The 18,960-nt window shown below is 31.5% G+C and carries 22 protein-coding genes; 4 read left to right on the top strand and 18 right to left on the bottom strand.

All coding sequences use genetic code 11. From position 1 onward, the window contains the following. Positions 1-40: 40 nt before the first annotated feature. From HS848_RS12225 to HS848_RS12245, 5 genes are all read right to left on the bottom strand, one after another. Positions 41-706: a hypothetical protein gene (locus tag HS848_RS12225; protein ID WP_198612512.1), complete on the bottom strand. Its 666-nt coding sequence runs from the start codon at positions 704-706 to the stop codon at positions 41-43. A gap of 45 nt (positions 707-751) precedes the next feature. Beyond that, complete coding sequence (locus HS848_RS12230) at positions 752-3,121, bottom strand: FtsK/SpoIIIE domain-containing protein (protein WP_198612513.1); 2,370 nt, start codon at positions 3,119-3,121, stop codon at positions 752-754. An 11-nt stretch (positions 3,122-3,132) separates the two neighbouring features. Continuing rightward, on the bottom strand, positions 3,133-3,507 hold the full coding sequence (locus HS848_RS12235) for a hypothetical protein (RefSeq protein WP_198612514.1): 375 nt from the start codon (positions 3,505-3,507) through the stop codon (positions 3,133-3,135). A 134-nt stretch (positions 3,508-3,641) separates the two neighbouring features. After that, positions 3,642-4,367 (bottom strand): hypothetical protein, encoded by a 726-nt coding sequence (locus HS848_RS12240; protein ID WP_198612515.1) that lies wholly within the window; start codon positions 4,365-4,367, stop codon positions 3,642-3,644. A gap of 98 nt (positions 4,368-4,465) precedes the next feature. Then, positions 4,466-4,780: a hypothetical protein gene (locus tag HS848_RS12245; protein WP_198612516.1), complete on the bottom strand. Its 315-nt coding sequence runs from the start codon at positions 4,778-4,780 to the stop codon at positions 4,466-4,468. 216 nt (positions 4,781-4,996) lie between these two features. Between HS848_RS12245 and HS848_RS12250 the strand changes: the two genes are divergently transcribed. Genes HS848_RS12250 through HS848_RS12260 form a run of 3 tightly spaced genes read left to right on the top strand, consistent with a single transcriptional unit; the run spans position 4,997 to position 6,751 of the window. Then, positions 4,997-5,809, top strand: coding sequence for a ParA family protein (locus HS848_RS12250; RefSeq protein WP_198612517.1), 813 nt, complete (start codon positions 4,997-4,999; stop codon positions 5,807-5,809). Positions 5,810-5,823: 14 nt separating this feature from the next. Beyond that, positions 5,824-6,105 carry a CopG family transcriptional regulator gene (locus HS848_RS12255; protein ID WP_198612518.1) on the top strand — a complete coding sequence of 94 codons (282 nt, stop codon included), beginning with the start codon at positions 5,824-5,826 and terminating at the stop codon, positions 6,103-6,105. Between the two features lie 19 nt (positions 6,106-6,124). Beyond that, complete coding sequence (locus HS848_RS12260; RefSeq protein WP_198612519.1) at positions 6,125-6,751, top strand: hypothetical protein; 627 nt, start codon at positions 6,125-6,127, stop codon at positions 6,749-6,751. 44 nt (positions 6,752-6,795) lie between these two features. Here the strand turns inward: HS848_RS12260 and HS848_RS12265 are convergent, their stop codons facing one another. From HS848_RS12265 to HS848_RS13055, 4 genes are all read right to left on the bottom strand, one after another. Next, complete coding sequence (locus HS848_RS12265; RefSeq protein ID WP_198612520.1) at positions 6,796-7,149, bottom strand: hypothetical protein; 354 nt, start codon at positions 7,147-7,149, stop codon at positions 6,796-6,798. Between the two features lie 318 nt (positions 7,150-7,467). Continuing rightward, positions 7,468-8,061, bottom strand: a complete 594-nt coding sequence (locus tag HS848_RS12270) for an efflux RND transporter permease subunit (RefSeq protein WP_198612521.1) — start codon at positions 8,059-8,061, stop codon at positions 7,468-7,470. Continuing rightward, the gene (locus tag HS848_RS12275; protein WP_198612522.1) at positions 8,048-8,584 is read right to left on the bottom strand and encodes a hypothetical protein; all 537 of its coding nucleotides are present in this window, start codon (positions 8,582-8,584) and stop codon (positions 8,048-8,050) included. The genes HS848_RS12270 and HS848_RS12275 overlap by 14 nt, the downstream gene beginning before the upstream one ends. Before the next feature lie 15 nt (positions 8,585-8,599). Continuing rightward, complete coding sequence (locus HS848_RS13055) at positions 8,600-9,973, bottom strand: glucosaminidase domain-containing protein (RefSeq protein WP_198612523.1); 1,374 nt, start codon at positions 9,971-9,973, stop codon at positions 8,600-8,602. Between the two features lie 98 nt (positions 9,974-10,071). Between HS848_RS13055 and HS848_RS12285 the strand changes: the two genes are divergently transcribed. Then, positions 10,072-10,455, top strand: a complete 384-nt coding sequence (locus HS848_RS12285) for a hypothetical protein (RefSeq protein ID WP_198612524.1) — start codon at positions 10,072-10,074, stop codon at positions 10,453-10,455. Between the two features lie 40 nt (positions 10,456-10,495). Here the strand turns inward: HS848_RS12285 and HS848_RS12290 are convergent, their stop codons facing one another. From HS848_RS12290 to HS848_RS12330, 9 genes are all read right to left on the bottom strand, one after another. Continuing rightward, complete coding sequence (locus tag HS848_RS12290) at positions 10,496-11,086, bottom strand: hypothetical protein (RefSeq protein ID WP_198612525.1); 591 nt, start codon at positions 11,084-11,086, stop codon at positions 10,496-10,498. Positions 11,087-11,267: 181 nt separating this feature from the next. Next, on the bottom strand, positions 11,268-11,681 hold the full coding sequence (locus HS848_RS12295) for a hypothetical protein (RefSeq protein WP_198612526.1): 414 nt from the start codon (positions 11,679-11,681) through the stop codon (positions 11,268-11,270). A 19-nt stretch (positions 11,682-11,700) separates the two neighbouring features. Then, the gene (locus tag HS848_RS12300; protein ID WP_198612527.1) at positions 11,701-11,961 is read right to left on the bottom strand and encodes a hypothetical protein; all 261 of its coding nucleotides are present in this window, start codon (positions 11,959-11,961) and stop codon (positions 11,701-11,703) included. Positions 11,962-12,013: 52 nt separating this feature from the next. Beyond that, on the bottom strand, positions 12,014-12,322 hold the full coding sequence (locus tag HS848_RS12305) for a hypothetical protein (protein WP_198612528.1): 309 nt from the start codon (positions 12,320-12,322) through the stop codon (positions 12,014-12,016). Positions 12,323-12,408: 86 nt separating this feature from the next. Beyond that, entirely contained in the window at positions 12,409-12,744 is a 336-nt protein-coding gene (locus HS848_RS12310) for a hypothetical protein (protein ID WP_198612529.1), read from the bottom strand. A gap of 253 nt (positions 12,745-12,997) precedes the next feature. Next, positions 12,998-15,028, bottom strand: a complete 2,031-nt coding sequence (locus HS848_RS12315; protein ID WP_198612530.1) for a hypothetical protein — start codon at positions 15,026-15,028, stop codon at positions 12,998-13,000. A 40-nt stretch (positions 15,029-15,068) separates the two neighbouring features. Further along, a complete protein-coding gene (locus HS848_RS12320) occupies positions 15,069-15,950 on the bottom strand; it encodes a hypothetical protein (protein WP_198612531.1) in 882 nt (293 codons plus the stop codon). Positions 15,951-15,978: 28 nt separating this feature from the next. Then, positions 15,979-18,177 (bottom strand): ring-infected erythrocyte surface antigen domain-containing protein, encoded by a 2,199-nt coding sequence (locus tag HS848_RS12325; protein WP_198612532.1) that lies wholly within the window; start codon positions 18,175-18,177, stop codon positions 15,979-15,981. 339 nt (positions 18,178-18,516) lie between these two features. Next, positions 18,517-18,810 (bottom strand): hypothetical protein, encoded by a 294-nt coding sequence (locus HS848_RS12330; RefSeq protein ID WP_198612533.1) that lies wholly within the window; start codon positions 18,808-18,810, stop codon positions 18,517-18,519. Positions 18,811-18,960: the final 150 nt, after the last annotated feature.

Below are 18,960 nucleotides of genomic sequence, written 5' to 3' on the forward strand. Positions count from 1 at the left end.
TCACCTTTTAAAAAAATCATTGAGTTATTAGTAATCATTTTCAACTTGACCAATGATACTTATCTTTATCGTAAAACACTTTTTTATCTACTATATTGCCATCTTCAAACCATACTGTAGATGTCCATTTTGCTCCACCATTCGATGTTTTTTCTACATCAACAAACCAGTATATCCCATATTCTTTATTGATATTAACGACCTTTTCTTCATGTCTTTTTATTCCTCCACGATTCAACTTTCTACTCCAACCTATTAGTAATCTAGGGTCATTTTCAGAACCATGAAAACCAACGGGGATTAAATGCGTTTTATCTGAAGCGGAATATTTATTGTAAATAATAGGCTTAAAATTTTTTCGTTTAATATCATTTCTTTTGTAATACCTAAATCCTGACTGTGGCTCAAATCTTGCTGCAATTTGATGTTTTGTTGATGAATGATAATAATAAGCAATATGCGTAGCACTTTTATCCATTTTTTGAAATGCTGTATCTGGATTCATTTCATTATTTAAGGTGATAATTTTAACACCTAATTCTCCTCTATTAACTGCATCTAACTCTGTAGGTTTTTTATCATTTTTCGTTATTTTACTTACCTTAACATGTTTCTTTTTATTCGTACTTTTTTTAGTAGGAATTTCTATCTCATTATCATACTTATAAGGTTCTATCCACTTATGAATTGTTCGTATGATTCCCATTAATACACCTCCTAATTATTATAAAAGCCCGAAATATTCGGGCTTTTACTTTCTTCCTAAAAAGAAATCCATATCTATTTGTTTTTTCTTCGGTTGTTTGCTCGTTCTTGTTTGGTTACTATGCTTTGATGTTTTAGTCGTTTTTCCTGATTCAGCCGCTTCTCGTCTTTTTCTAGCACGCTCTTTCAACTTTTGCATACTTGAAGCTGATGTTGATACTTTTGTCTTACCTTTCATTGATTGTTGTGGTGTTTTACTAGGCTCTGGTCTCATACGATTAGCATTTGTTGATATCGTTGTACTATTAGACACTTTACCACTCTCTGCTAACTCATCGTCATCTTCACCTTTTGCTCTAGCCACCACTTTTTTATAATCAACATAAATCGGTTTATCAAATTTATTTCTTAGATGTTCAAAGATACCTTTGATTTCATCGTCTGTAATAAAAGCACCCTGTGCTCGTACTGTTTTATCATCTCTTTTAATTAACATGTCCCCACGTTTTTTTAGTTTTTCTGCACCTGTATCATCTAGTGCTATCCAACTTGCTCCTGAGTTCACTACTTTCATAGCAACTCTTGTATCAATATTATCTCGAATAGCACCTGTAATGATATTAGCACGAGGTGTTTGCGTACCAATGATTAAGTGTATGCCTGCTGCACGAGCCATTTGTGCCAACTCTTGTATCGGTTCTTCAACTTCTTTATGTTTCTTCATAAGTTGCGCATACTCATCTATGACAACCACAATATACGGTAATATATCTTTACCACTGTTTTTCGCCCATTTATTATAACCTTTAATGTCACGAACGCCGACATGCTCAAAACTTTTCGTACGCTCGTCCATAATAATAGTTGCATATGTAATAGCGTCCATTGCGTCGTCCATATCTGTGATAGGGTCAGCTAACATATAAGGTAATCCTTTATAGAATGAAAAATCGCCTCTTTTAGGGTCAACAATTAAAAACTTCAGTATATCTGGTGTACTGTGAATCATCATTGTAATAAGCATCTGTTGAACGTTTACAGATTTACCTGAACCTGTGGCACCACATATTAATAAATGAGGCGCAATCGCTAGTGGGAAATGTTGCACATTGTTATCTGGTGTCATACCTAAAATCATGTCTGTTGGTTCAGTGAATTTAACTTTTTGAATCATATTCTTAACATCAATCGGAATATTATAATTGTATTTCAGTGTTCCATCATCTTCCTCACCTTCTTTTAAAGGTAAAGTAATGGTTAAAATACTCGCACCACCTGATACTAAAATACCTTCTACACCTAACGCATCAGACAAGCCATCTTCTATAGATTGTGCTGCTTTATCTGATGTCTGATTTTTAGAAAATGCCACTCGATATTTATATAATACTGAACTACTTCCAACCTCTGTTAGTTGATGTGTCGCACTTTTTTCTGTTGACGTAAGGTAATTTGCTATTTCTCTTTGTTTTCTCTCTGCAAAATCATATGCTGCCTTTGTCGCATTTTTAATATCTTCTGTTCTATCAACAAATAAGTCTAACGGAAATGTATACTCAACTTCTTCTGGTTGTTGTTTACCTTGACTTACTGTAACTTTATTGCCCTTTACCTTACCTTTTTCTGCTTTTCTACGGTCTAATTTAACTAATAGAGCTTCCTTCGCTTTTGATTCTTTAGACCCTTTGAAGTTATACCATTTACCGTCTGTCGCTTCTTCTCTATCCCCAAATATCACACCATTAGACTGTTTTCTTAAACGGTCTGGCATGTTTTTTATTTTTCGTTTTAGTAAATTGACAACATCATCATTACTCGGGATTCTTATACTTACAATATATTGTTTGGTTGGTACACTTTCACCTGCATGTTTTTTTGTATGAATACGTACTTTCATTCTTCTAATACGTCTTCTTACTGCTTTTTCTACTTTTCTGATTCGCTTCTCATCTTCATCATATATGTTATTCCAACCTGCACCTAGCGCAAATCGCATTTTCATTTTAAGTATTTTTGATTCAATATCATTTAAAAATGGTGCTTGTTCTCTATGATGATGACGTAAAATAATTGTACCTATATAAAGTATCGCTATAATAACGAGTGCCCATATCAAAAAAGATAGATTATCTAATGATTTATGTTCAACTACCCAATTATGAAGCGAATCACCTAAACCTCTTGCTGGGGGAATTCGTTTAGTAGTTATTATGCTGATTGCATTGTTATAAACTTCTATGATTTCTTGCAAACCATTACTATTAGCTACCTTCTTCAAACCTAATGATAGAAAATACAGTATTATGTTAAATAGGAATAACCATAACATTATAAATATGATTAGGTACTTTCCTATCTTCATAAATATTCTTGATGCTTTCGCATAGGGATAATGATTTGTATCGCTACTTGTCATATAAACGCTCCTTATCTCTTGATGGTATCTTCAATTTTTTTATCATATGACGCTTTTGTCATAATCTTAGAAGTAGGCTCTATACCATAATCTTCTTGATATATACCATCATTATTCTTAACATAACTCACTACATTAGCTTTAAACTTAATATATTCTCCTTTAAAAGATTGAAATACATCATAGTATTTATTACGTTGATATATCCAAATGTGGTCTAACTCAATTCCATCAACACTTACGGGTTTAAGCAATACACATACATTTAACTTACCTTTATCATTGATATCTAAAGGTGTTCTATATTTAACTTTCTCAACAACCGCCGTTACCTTCACTTTTCGATTTCGAAGCGGTTTTAATTCTTCCCTAGTATTTGAAGCCATAATTACCACCCTTCTTCTTTCTTTAAATTTAACATAATCTTATCATTTATATATATACTTTTCAATTATAATTTAATAAATAAAAACACCTCCCTTAACTCAAACTGAGCAAAGGAGGTAAGTATCTATAGCATCTATACTTCTTCAAATTGGTCTTTATCTACTTCAACATCAAACTCATAAACTTCATCTTGAACTAGAATTCTATTTATATTTTCTAGCGCATACATCGATGTGTTTTCACTTTCTTTTGCTTCTTCAAGATATTTTTCTGCTAATGTGTCAAAATCTGTTTTTAAATTAACATATATTGTATATGGTATTTCTTCTATTGGTGTATCCTGTGGAATTCCTTCATCTGTCGCACTTTCTCTAATCTGCTCATTCAGCTTATCTGGTTCAGTTTCTTTTAGATATTCAATAAATTCATTCTCTTCATATGCAAGTTCTAGTGCGTCAGATAATGTTTTTACGTCAGGTTTGCGTTCTCTAATTTCACTGAGTTCTTCCTTTATTTCAACTTCAGCATCAAAGTTATCTTCAATGTGCTGCAACATTAACTGTGACAACTCTGATTCGTTCTCTACACATTCCTTTAAATCTGCTTCATTGTGTATGTCTTCTCTAGACAACTGTTCAGCCCATGCTTCTGAACTTTTCTTATTTTTAAGTATTAGCTCATGACTTACGTCCTCAGGCTCAATATCTTGTGGCATATCGTTTTGTTCAAACGCATCTAACACCATTTGTTCATACAAATAAGCATCTATCGCTTTTAATAATAATCCAAAGTCCGTTGATTGAATAATTTCTTCAATCTTTTCAGCAAGTATTTGTTTTTGTTGTTCACTAATAGCCATAATGCATCTTCCTTTCTTAATATAACTTAATCTTTACATTATCAATAATACTATACATTCACGTGTTCAAACCATGATTTAAAAGAATTTACACCTATTCATTTATCTTTGTAATTGTATTTCCTTTTAGGTTTAGTTGCTGCTTCTTTTCTATCCATATTACGAGAAATTCTTGCTCTAAATGTTTTATTATCAACACCGTTTTCTTTCATTAATCTCTTTTCCTCTTCTGTTATTCTAATATGCTGATTAACCGGTTTAGTCATAGCTTTTTCTCTAGACCACCCCCTCGTAACCCTTTCATAAAAGCGACTTTTCGATATACCATTCTTTATAAGGTATTGTTCTTCATTTTGGGAAATTGATTGATACTTTCTTTTATTTTTTCGCCTTTTATTATTACTGTTATACAAAATAACTACCTCTCTTCCTTTTTAATTACTTTTCATTATATCTATTTTTTATATCCTTTTCAATTATAGTATTGATTTTAGATAAATTATTGACTTTAAATACCCCCTTATTTATACTTATATTTGTAATCATAAATAAAACCGTAAATAAACCTTTATTTATATGTTTATTTATAACCATAAGTAAAGGTATAATTATCGAAAGAGGGTGCTAGTATGACAAATAAAAAACAACCTATTTTCTTAACAGTACAAATGTTAAAGGGTGGCGTTGGAAAATCAGTAATTGCATATAACTTTATGATGTGGCTGGCAATCGAAAAGAATAAAAAAGTTTTAGGTATAGATTTAGATGAAAACTGCAATTTTTCTCAAGTTTTAGATGTATATGACCAAGAAGGAACTGTCGCAAATATTTTAACTGGTAATGGCGACGTAAAAATTCATCACATTTCAGAAAATGTAGATTTAATTGGTGGATTTAATAGACTTCACGACGTCCAAGAAGATAATGCTAGAAGCGAAAAAAAGACCATGATGCTGTATATGTGGTTAGAAGATAATTACGAACGCTTAAATATAGGACAGTATGATTTCATTATCATGGATACACATAATGACTTTGGAACTGCTACTAAAAATGCTGTTGCTGTTAGTCATTTAATGATAAGCCCTATTGAACCTGTTGACTTTAGCGCTACCGCAACAGTCAAACAACGTTTAGAAGAATTTAAAAATGATGTTATTGATTTTAAAACAAGAGAATCATATATTACTACTGATTTAAAATTTGTTGGTAATAAAATCAGACATACAAAAAACGGTAAAGAGTTTGAAAAACGTATTGATGATGATGAGGAGTTCATTGCTAAATTTAGATTAAAAGAACCCTTTAATACTTCAATTCAGAAAAAAACACCTATTTCTCTATTACTTAAAAATCCTAGAAATCAAGATGAAAAAGATTTTAAAAAAGCTTTTGATGAAAACATGGAACATATATATGAGGAAGCTAAAAAGTATCAATAAAAGGAGTGTCTACTATGGCTTTTGAAGCTAATAATAAAGACCATAATGCAAAAGTTCAAGAAAGTTTAAAATCTACTAATAGAAATGATAATAAAACCCAAGAGCAATTTGTATCTACTAACAAAAATATTTCGTCTGATGGTACACTTCACATACCGAAAAAAGAACCTATTGAAAAGAAAAAAAATTATACTTTCAGTCTTTCACCAACAGTAAGAAAAAATATTGAGAGAATGGCTAAAGAAAACAATTATGAATCATCTAGTGAATTATTAAACACATTATTTAAACAATAATCTTAAAGGAGAGATATTTATGAATAAAACTAATTTAGCGACTCCTACAATGTTCAACAAAACCATATTACATCTTTTAAAATTTTGGGTTGTCACTACAATAATTTCTGGTATCGCAGTATGTATAGTTTCATTTTTACCATCATTTTTCACAAAGGCTAATTATCTAGAATTACTTTTTAATCATAAAATGATTTTTACATTAACTATAGTATCTCTTGTTGTAAGCTTGGTACTTGTATTTTTACCTACCTCAACTTTATCTATGGTTGAAAATTACGCATCAGATAAATCCATCAATTTTTACTTAAAGTTAGCTAAATTATTCACTTATATTTTTTGTATATTATTTATAATTACTATTGTATTATCTATATTCTCTAGTATAGCTATTGCTAATAATATTCACTCATTTCAAGGTAAGGTTGATAATGTAACAACAAGTTCTTTAAAATCCAATGGTAAAACTATTAAAACCGTAACGGTTATTGATTCTAATAATCAAAAGTATAATTTCGTACCTAGCGATAAAATAAAAAACTTTAATACAAATGTGAATGATAATATTAAAATTGACTATTCTCCGTTTGAGAACTCAAAAAATATTGAAGGAACTATCGTTGGCTATTCATCTAAATCAAAATAAATAATAAATAGCAGCACATCGCCTTATTGTTTGGCGATGTGCTGCTATTTTTGTGCCTGATATTCTAATTTATCAGCTAAATCATTCATACCCTTTATAATTTTATCAACACTTAAACGATTAGATGTTTGTTTATTGTTATTTCCTATTAAACTTCCTAATGTAACGCTAGTGATTCCCAACAATTCACTAACTTCTTTGATTGTGCTTTTGTTTTCATAAACCATAATTAAATGTACACATTTATTTAACAACGGTTTATCTAAATATCTTAAGCGACCATGTACTAAACAACGTTTATCTGTTGCATCAGCTAATAATCGAAATACTTCTATCATTTGATAATCTGCTATTTCTTCAAGTTTTCTTGATTTGATTTCATCTGCTGTTTCATACATTTTATTTTGACCACCTTTCACTAATTAAACTATATGTAATTAAAAGAGGATAGGTTTTCCCTTACCTACCCTCATGAAGTTACATTCGACCTTTACGTCAAATAGACAATCGCATACTAGGAACGATTTGCTAAAAGAAGATTAAGCATTTAAGAAAGGTGACTTGTAACAACAGTATTAAATAAAAAGCGATTGAGCAGCATAACGTGCTCTTGTTTGTGCTTCCCAACACAAAGGGGTGAAAGGATACCCCAATACTGATTATAGCACCCTCATATATATGTCACAATCAAATATTTCTGCTTTCGTTCCAAAGTCCTACTGTGCTACTCTATAGGCTTTCATTTTAGTAATATTATATTTATCATCTTTATAATCTGAAATAATGTACCATATTGCTTCTGTTTCCTCACCATCAGGATACATTTTCGTTTGTTTTACAATGTCTCCAACTTGGCTTTTTTCCTTACCAATGTAGCTTTCTCTTGAATAACTACTTTCAGGGCTTGCACTAGCGCCTCGCTTGTCACCTTTAATATTAACGACATTTCCTTCTTCAATTGATGGATACAGTACTTGTAATTGTTTCATATTGCTCATGTATTCTTTCCATGTTGACCAATTAAAAAATTTATCATAGAACTTTTTAGATGATTGGTCGGTATCATATACTCCTATTTGTTTTTTTAATTCATCGTTAGCTTCTTCGACCTTCTTATTCTCTTTATTCATTTTATTATTTTGTTCTATTCTTTTATCTACCTTACTTTGCATCTCTTGGGCACTTGTATACTGTTGATATGCAAATATACCAGCAATCACTACTAATACTGCTAAAACACTTGTTACCACATTTCGTCTTAATCTTGAAGCTTCTTCAAACTTATCTGAATGTTGATTATTGTTTGGCATATAGTGTTCCTCCCTCTAGTTTCTGATTACTATTAATGTTGATAGATATAAAATCATATCCCGTATCAATCGTTTCACCTTTATATTTAACTTCGACATTGGCATTTAGGGTTACAGAATTATCATTTTCTTGTTGAGCTGTTACATTTGATAATTTATAACTAAATCCCTTATATCTCTCTTTAAAATCTTTTTGTGTTGAATCTTCATTTAACCCTTTAAGTCCTGTTGGAACAAACAGACCATAAAATACACGTCCTGCTGTTCCTTCTTGGAATATATCATCATCACTATATTCACCATCTAAGAATTCATCGATTTTCTTTTCTACTATCTTTTGATAGTTAGGTATTTCTTCAGGTTTAAGTGACTGGTCTTTATCCTTTTTTTGAGCGATAGGATTATTATCTAACTTATTTTTTAAATTCTCTGTTTTCTGTTTTTGATTAATTCCATACCAACTTATTCCAATGATTAAAATAGCTAAACAAGCCATTAAAATGTATTGCACTTTAGGATTCATAAGTCTACCTCCTTTTTATTTACCTTTTTTATATTCTTTTTTAGGTTCACCGACACCCTCAAAGAATATTAGGTTGTTACCCGCATCTTTAGGAACTCCATCTATTACTGAGTAAAGTACCGTTCTTGAAGGTGCGGGGTCAGGGTCTACGTTCATTTGTGCAATGATGAACTTCCCATCGTCCATAACTCCAGCAACAACACCTGTATGACCAATACCCGGTATTGCTGCTAATGCGTATGGTGGTGAAGAAGAAAATCCGTAACCAACTGTTGGATTGTGTGTAGTTTTAGCACCACGTTTTTCATAAATCTTATACACGCTATCTCCATTTGTAATACCATCAAAAGCTGGTTGGTCTTTTACATATAACTGATTCATCATTGCCCATGTAAACTCTGTACATTGACCATTGTCCCCTGATTGAACAAATGGTGAACCTTTTAAATATTTAGGTTGGAATTTAGGTAGCTCTATATGCTTTTTATACTTCTCTGGAATTTCATCATATGTCCAGTTACCCTCTATCTTTTTACCAGATTTACCATTAGCTTTTGTTGATGCACCTAATTTTCCAGATGTTTTACCCCCGCCGCTACTATCATCACTACTTTTATCTTGCTCCCCACATGCACTTTTCGGTACCGAATCGTTCGACGTGTCCGCTGATGAAGCACCAGTATCTTCTTCAGTGTCTTTCTCTTCTTTATCATCATCTTTATCATCTGAAGAAGATGATTTAATATCTTCAGCACCTAAATCTTTCATTACCTGTTCTGTATTAGGAATCCAGTTTGAGTTTAGGTCGGTAGGGTCATTAGCAGCTCCTACTGGTGCATATTTCGGTCCAATTTTCTTAGGCGTATCCAATCCCTCTTTTATGTAGCCTTCGTATAAGTTTTTAGCACCCGCTTCTAACCCTTCTTCGATTGTATCGTAGGTAGAATCGCCGATACTTTTATTTCCCATAACAGATAGTGGGTTATTTTGTTTCATCGCATTGGCGCCTGTTCCCCAACCTGATTCGTTTACCATAATTGCTACCATGAGTAGTGGCGGTACTTTTTCTTTTTCAGCAATTTCTAGTACTTTGTCAGCTTTACCTTCTAATTTTCCGCCTTTAGCATTTTTTTCGAAAGTCGATTTATATTTTTTCATATTGATATTTTGGTCTTTAGGAGATACATCATCTTTACTTGTTTTACTATCTTTATCTCCACCGACAGTACACCCTTGCTGCGCATCTATAACAGGAAGATTGCTCGCTTTTGCTACATGTTTAGAGCTTGTTGATTCATATGTAGTAAAACATGTGCTTACAATAAGTGCCGAACCACACATCAATTTTAAGCACCTCAATAGCGACCGCTTCTGAGTTTTATTGGTCAATCTAACCACCTCATATTATTTGTTTACTATATCTATATTATCATGATACTATATGCTTATAAAGTAAAAATTATAATTCGAATAAAGGAGATGCTCGTATGTTAGAATTTGAAGATGCAAAGTCTTTTAGTCAAAATAAGTATCATAAATTTGTAAGTAATGTAGATAAACATGCTAATCATCTTAAACGTTGTGCTGAGATTATTCTTCAACTTGAATCAGATAGTACATTAAGTCTAGAAGATAAAGCTAACCTTAAACAAGAACTAGGTACAAAATTAGAGACAATCAAATTAGATAATCAAAATATCATTGATATGTTATTTACTGATTATCAAGTGTATGATGCCACTGAGCCTAGACTTCATCAAAATTTAAGTGGATTTCAAATGCTTAAAGAAAAAGTTGCAAATAAAGATAAGGATTATCGATTATCTAAAGAAGAAGCGGCAAATGATAGCTCATTTTATTATAGAGATTAGCAACAATAAAAGGACTATACTACAAAGTATAGTCCTCTCTTTATTTAGGTATTATGTCTCCCGTATAATCTTCAATATGATTTGAAGCAGCGATAGGGTCTAACATTTTAAAGTTTTGTATAGGTTTATATCTAAAAGCTCTTATTTCTTCAAGTGTTCCTTCTAAAGTAATATCTGCTATGTCAATCTTCATATGATTCTTTTTGGCGTTAAATCGTACTTGTACTTCTTTATAGGTCATTGTGCCGTATCCATCTTCAACGTAATCACAATCTAATATTTCATCAAAAGTTCCAAACAGTACCCAAAGGATATCAAATAAATCATACGCATCATAATCTACCTGTGTTTTTTTGTTATGAAGTTCTTCAAAACTGTATCCTGCATAATCTAAAGAATACGTACTTAATAATTCAAGTATAAACTGGTCTGTTGTAATACCACCGATATGATACATATCATTACTATTATTTTGTCTAATTGTACTAGTTGTCGATTTTACTAGTTGTCGATTTCTACTCACTTTATCTTTACTATCAACACTTCTTTTATTTATTTTTATTGATACATATATAATGAATGTAATTATCACATACATACCTAAAGCCATAATAAACGGATTGGTAGACATATTACTCACCCTTTTTAAATCACTACTCCTATTTTATATCTTTTTATTATACGTTTTTAAATTATACAAGTTGATAACACAAATTATAATGTCGTTACTATATTGTTTATATTATCAACTTCATTTAACCAACTCTTTTAGAAAAACTCACTACTTTAAAACGTTATTAAGGTATAGAGAGTTATTCTTTTAAAAATTGTAGCATTCCACGTCCTTCTAGCTTGGTATAACCTTCTAGATACATAATCTTTTCACCAAAAGTGACAACTTTACACGGTTTATTGAGAGGTATTGCATTATACTGTTTTAATGTTTTCGCATATAACGGATTGCCATTGTCTATCTCTATTAGATAATCATATTCCCACTTCCATTTAGTGATACTAAAATCCTTTGGAACAGCTTGTTTTTTAGTAACAATCCCTTCAATATACTCTTTATTTTCTATCTTCTTTTGTATACGGTTTATATTATCTTGTTGGATTTTTTTAATAGCAGGTATAAAAACAAATATAATTGCTACAAAAACAAACACTATGGTTACAATTGTAAATATAACGGGGTGATTACTTATTGAAATATTATTTATATCCATATTCATTTACCCCTTTCATTCACTTTATTTTTTTATAATACTTATTAGCATTTTCATAGTCTCTATCAAATTCAATTTTTCCGATTTTCTCAAATTCATCATAGCACTTTTCTAGTGACCGACCTTTTTTTATTGTAAGGTTTTCTATAAGTCGATTACCTTTTCTTATTTGTGATATTGTCGCTTCACTAATATCTGAGTGCTGAGCTATTTCATATCCAGTTACACTTCGGCTAAAAATTAAAATGAATACCTTCTTATCTATACTTAGTTCTCCCATGACACCTCATCAAGCCTCCTAATACTAAGGAGGAGCTTAAAGCCCCTATATTTTATTCTGTTCTTTCTTTCCATAAGAATAGTAATGATAATCCGTAAAGTTGCTCTAACGTTTTTATATCGTATTCTGAATCGTCTTCATAGTCACGATAGATATATTTGGTTGCTAAGTCATCGCTTACTATTAATTCTCCAAAGTTATCTGAATCATATTGAACTCTTAAATTAGGATATAAACTATTACCGTTATTTTCTTTCGTAAATGTGAATCGAGCTTCATTGTATTCTAAATCAATAGAACGTCCTACTTCTAATTCATTTGCTATTCTTTCTATTGATACGTTTGTATTTAATTTAATCATTTTAAGTCTCTCCTCTTTATATATATTGGTTAATCAATGTTATCTTAATACTTTCTTATGCGGTAGTACCGCTTCTTTCTGCTTTTTTATATTCTAGTATGAATTTTGTAATACTCACCTTTTATTTCATTTTCATTAATAAATGCTTGTATTAGACCTCTCTGTGTTTTATATTCACGTACAAGTCTTTCTGTTTCTATTTGCTGTTCTAAAGCTTCTTGTACGGTTGTATCTTCATCAATTCTAATTTCTGAATGATAAATTTCATAATATTTTTGTCCTTCTTCCTCTTCTTCTTGGAAATTTGCTAATATAATAACCGCTTCTTCTAAGAATTCATTTAACTGTAATTCTGCTTTCACTTGAGTTACAACATCTTGTAGTTCTTGATGTGTGTAATTATTGATGTTTTTTAATTTCATGGGAATTACCGCCTTTCAATACTGTTTGTTTTCAACTATCAACTTCAAGTATTATTATATACCCTTACTATACATTTGTAAAGTATTTTTAGGATTTTTTTATTTTCTTTTAATACGCTTGTATTATGAACATTAAGATAGTATTCTTTAGGAGACATGTAGTAGTGTCATTAGCGTAGCGAACCCCCAATCTATTGCATTAGATTGGGGGTCTTTTGGTTTTGGATATATCAACTTCAGATATAGATTTTTATCATAATATAAATTCTCCTCTAATAATATTAGAAGTTAAGTCTCCAGTACGTCGTATTTGATATTGTACGGGGTTATTTCTAATCAGTGCACTTCTTAATTCGTCATTTAATTGTTGTCGTACCTTACTCTCATAATGTGCAAGGTCTGCTTGCGACATTGTACCTAAAATCGTGTAATCAAACTGTTGTTCAAAGTCTTGATACAGTATTCCGTCTGTATTAAAAATATCAGCTTTCAGTACGTCATCTTTAACTTCACCTGAACCAATCGTATCAAATAAATAAGCTAAACGAACGCCTCTATCTGAAAGCTGTTCTAGTGTTGGTTTAAGTACTTTCAAAGTTTCAACAGATATTTTATCTACACCGTGAATCATTACAATATCATTAGGTGCTGCCGTATACGTACAATAATCAAATGCATTCACGAATTGCGCTTCCCGTACATCTGGATTATTAATATTCGACACATCATAGTACCACTGAAGCTTACTATTATCTTTATGACTTGGTAATGTAGTGACTGTATTAAATAACTGACTGTGTGTGTTTAAAGCACTTTGTACTGTTTGGTATAAGTGTTTCGCATTATTAATTTCTTCTTCTGTCGATGTTGGATTTTCTCTAACTGATTTTTGATAGTTGTTAAGCGTTAGTATGAAGCTACCCATTGTTTTAACTGTCTCTGGTTCACTAATACCAATTAGTCGAGAACGTAGTGGATAATCACGGTTCCATACTTTAGAATCTCTATAAAACTTCTCTAATAACATGATTAAATCTTCTCTTTCAGTGCGTAGTCGACGACCACCTAATAGATAGGTAATCTGATACAATTTCTTGATATTATTATCAAATATATTAGTGATATATGCTTTGTCATCTTTGCGTCTCGTATCACCAAACATCTGAATAGGATTTAACCCACCTTTAGCCAAGTCTATATATTGTAGTTTTTTATTTAAACTTGGCGGACATGAGAAGTATGTTCTATCAACATCACCATAATAACGATGACCATTTAATACAATATGAAATGTACGGTTGCCATACATCATAGCGTTATTTGCGATGAGTTGCCCCCACAATGATGAAGAAGACATTTTAGAATTAAATCCCCTTAGACGACTTTCTTTGTGACTAGCTACCACGACACGGCGTTTAAATGTGTTATTTAATGCCATAAATGCCTGTCCTTTTGTATAAGAATCACTTAACTCTCCTATTGGCAAGCCATCTTTATCATTCAAACCACGTCTCAATACATGGTCAAATCCTCCATATAACGTACTCATCATCGTATAGTTAGATGATTTACCTTCTTTTGCAAGTAGTAACTCCCTAAACATTTGCTCTTGTACACCTGCAACACTCATTAATTTAACACCACTAATACGTTTACTATAACTATTATTTAGTCGGCGTATCTGTTCTTCTATATTGTCTGGATTATCTCCTACAATAAGTACATGCAAATGTAAATCTAAAGCAATATTTTCTTCGCCATGTAATTCTTCGGCAATACGAATATCCTGTAATCGGGCTTTACGTCGTTTCTCATCAGTTGCTGAATCAACATTACCTGTTTCGTTAGTCTTATAAGATTTTTGCGTTTCTGGTACGATATTTTTAAAGTAATGTGATTGTTCTTTTTTACTAAAGGGTTTTGTTTCTACAAATAAATATCCTCTTACACCCTCAACGTTAATCGGGGGAATTAATTTATAAGCCCAACCTAGCTGTTGGTTTCTATTCATACCGTACGTATTAATAACTTTAAACACGGTACCGTATCGATTGCCTGATTTCATAATTGAAGCGGTTGACACATAACCTGAGCTAGGCGCATATTCCGTACCTAAATCTCGAATACGTTTAACCTCTTTTTTCTTAGCTCTTTTACTTAGCTTTTTATCCTTAGATTTCTTTGAATCTTTCGCTGTATTAATATCTGCTTCCTTTTTTTTAGCTTCTTTCATTTTGTCTTTAGATTTTGATTTATGCTTTTTTAATGTTGGCAATTTAATCATCATCTTCACCCTTTCAAAAATAGAGGACATATAGTGTCCTCTATTTAAATCCTTTTATGTCAGATAACACTTTATCTGTATCTTTTTTGTTGAGGAATTGCACATTGTAATACAAGCCTTCTTCGACTGAATTATATAAGTTTTCAATACCTTCTTCTAAAGTTTGTTCATCTGGCGCAATCATAAGAAGATACTGTACAAAAGTTGTCGCTTGACCTTCAATGCGTTTATCTGTATATGCACGTTGTAAATGAATAAGTTCTTTAATAGCGGCATCTTCGTTCGTTTCTTCTAATGCTCTCATATTTTCTAACTGTAACTCTGTACTTTGTTTTTGAGAACTTGTAATGATTGTTTCAGTTATATCTCTATTTCTAGAAGTATGATAGTTAGCTGCGACGCCTTCTTGCATCAATATTTCAGTTGGGAAAGCTGTTTTGGAAGTACGTCCATCTAACATGGCTAAACGTGCAACATTACCACTAGAATATCGTATTAATCCGTCCTTTCGAGTTCGTTTAAATCCTGTTTTTTTAGAACGAGATTTTTTACCCTGTCTCACCTGTCTACTTGTTATTAAGTGATTAATTAGATTAATACTGATTTCAAGTAGCGACCCGAAAGCTGGGAATAAAAAGGCATATAAGCCTATCAATATGAGCAATGCGATAACCATTAAAATTAGGGGTACACCAATATAAATTGCTCTTCTTAAATCTATCAGTAAGAAAAAGGCGGTACTTATAATTAATACTGCTGCCATTAGTGCTGAGAGAATTAATCTTTTGGGAATGATAGTATAAGGAATGTTAAACTTATCAACTTTATCAATACGTAGTTCAACTTCAGTTTTGTGTTGTCTAAAATTTGCTTTAAAACCATAAATTCTTCTTGGTTTACCAGCATCATTATTATCAGCCAAAAGTTATCCCCCTTTCTTAAAAATCACTTTATTTTTTATCATCTTTTTTCGAGCTGTCTTTTTTTGCATCTTTTAAGTCATCTTCAAGTTGCTTAATTTTTTCATCAGATGCTTTTTGTGCTTGCTCATGTTGTTTGTCATTTTTATCTACTGCTTTTTGAACTTCTGTTTTTACTTGATTTTGTGAAACAGTATTTTCATCTGCTTTACCACTACCACCACTAAATAAGATAGCTGCAATCACAATCGCAATCGCAATAATCGCTGCAGCGATGATATTTCCTAAACCTTTAATCTTTTCAACTAACGTTGGTTTCATATTTTCGCCTTTATTTTTTTCAATAATACGCTGTAATTTTTCAACGTTACCATCAGCCATGATTTTTTGTAACTCACGGTAATTATCAGATACATTTGTGAAATCTAAACTACGATTTTCTAGAGATTGTTGTAATCCTTCGTTTTTCTTACGTTCTGCTAATAATTCTCTCTCTAAATCTTTTTGCTGTTCATATGCTTTTTCGTTTTCTTTATTGATATGCTCAAGTTCATTCTTTAGTGTTTCGATTTGATGTTTAAACTCAGGATATTCTAGTGTTCGTTCACTTACTTTTTTATCGATAAGTGCTTTATTATTTTCGTCAGTTTCAATTTCTTTGTATGTGATATCTTGAAATTGTTTAACTAAGTAGTTGATATCATCTTCATTTTTCTTATTCATATCTTCAATCGCTTGTTTCATTTCTACAGATACATCATTTGCGACTTTTTCAATCTCTTCTTGATGAGACTGTAAAATTTTAGGAACTAGTGTATTGAAGTTCGTTACATACCAATTTTGTGCATCTTGTTCGAGCGTTTGATAATTATCGTTGTATTCATTGTCTGCACTTTTTTTAATATCATCAATGTAGTTTTGTGCTTTTTCATCAATTAGGTGTAAGTTTTGTCGGTCATATTCTTGAGCTGCTGTTTGTGCTGCTCTTTCTACGTAAGCCTTTTTATTTGTTTCATGATGGTGTTTATTTTTTTCGATTTCTTCATATTTTGTTTCTGGTAAAGAATCAATAATTTCTTGGTATTGTGCCTTTAATGTTCTATAACCTTCATTAAAAGGTGAATATTCTGATGTAAAATCGCTTTTTCTAAGAAGCTCATCATTTTCTATGCTTAGTCGTCTCACTAGCTTATTATTGATTTTCATTAAGCGCTCACGTCGCAAATTATTTAATGATTTTTCTACTGATTCAGTACGTTTAACAAATTTATCTTCAGTTATACGTTTAAGCGTTAAAAACTTATCATAAGACTTAGAATTACTTAAATTACCTAACGTGTCATCTGGAATATGATTTAATCTTGGTAGAGTAATTGGATTAATTTTCTCTGAAAGTTCATGAATTATATCTTGCTTAGCATAGTCCATCGGTGTTTCAGGCTTTTTAGGTTCTAAATCAAAACCATATTGTTTATTTTGTTCAGTAATTTCTGCGTTTTCTTCATTAGTGTTCTGTGGAATTTCCGTAATTGGTGTTGGATTTTGCACTTGCTCTTCTTGTGGTATATCTTGACTTACTTCCTTCGGTTCATCTAACTCTTGTATGTCTTCTTCTTTATTAGTTTCACTTTCTATTTCTACGTTGTTATCCTCTTCACCACTCGTATAAGCCACTTGTGAATTTTGATTATCTTCTGTAGTAGCTGTTTCTTGTACTTTATTCTCTTCTTGCGATTCTTTAGTTTCATTTTGTTTTCCAGCAACTTTAGATAATTGCTTAGTTTGTTCCATAACATCTTTAAGTGTTGATTCAACATCATCAAATTCAATTTTTTGTAGTAAATAATCTATACCGTAGTAGTCCAACATTTCTTGACTGAATACACGAGCAATATTTGATTCTGTATCTACAACACGAATGCCAAATTCTAATGTTGCTTTATCATTTTCAGATATAGCACTTAGTGATTCTTTTGTAATCACTGCAACGGGTTTATCTTTGTACGGTTCTTCTTCATCATCAATATCTATATTAATATCTTCTATATGATGATAATTTTCTTTCGAATTGTCTGTTTGATATTGTTTTTCAAACGTTCTCCAAGCTTTATCTTCTCGCTTGAACGTCTCTACATATTCATCTAAATACGTAAAAACAATAGCAAAAGGAATTTCAACATCATTTGCATTTTTAATACTGTCTAACATTAAGTCATCTTTCTTTGCCATGCATATCTCCCCTTCTATAATCGGTTTTTGATTCTTTGGTATAAGTTTTCAAATTTGATTAGTGTTTCTAGTCTTGCTTGTCTAATATCTCTATATCCATTTCTAAAGTTATAGACCTGTCGCTGATTGATATCAGCTTCTTGAGCAATGTAGGTGCCCTTTAAATTTTTGTTATTCAATATCTTTAACGCATGGGCGATAAGCTCATCTCTATCAATATTTATATAGTTATTGCTCATTAAATTAGTCTCAGTCCTTTCTGCATCGTACACAAAGTGTGTACAGTTTATTCTTAAAAAAAGAGGATATACCCTTATCCTCTTTTGATGTTGTGGGAAATTAATAATTTAAAATTTGCATCATGATAAAGCTTAGTTCGCCTTCCATGCCGTTACCTACTTCTTTACCCCAGCCAAACACAATGGCTAAAGCACCTGTGGCTATGGCTACAACAACTAATGCTGCACCGCCCCACATTAAACCTTGTAACCATTTAGCGTCACCAAAAGCTTTAAGACTATTAACAATCGGTTTTGCCACAAAGATAATGCCAGCAAGTACAACAATAGCTGCAATAACTGCCTTTACCTCTGGTCCAAGAGATTGAATTCTCTCAATAATCGGGTCTAACATGTTACAACATTCCTTTCTCGCATGAATTTGTCTATCTGACTATGCTTATTACACGTATAACTATATCATATTTGACAGCACAATAACACTTAGAGTGTACAAAAAATATTATTTTTAATAAAAAATTTAGATTTTACAGTGTAATAAGAC

This window comes from Staphylococcus caledonicus (assembly GCF_016238465.1).
GTDB classification, from domain to species: domain Bacteria; phylum Bacillota; class Bacilli; order Staphylococcales; family Staphylococcaceae; genus Staphylococcus; species Staphylococcus caledonicus.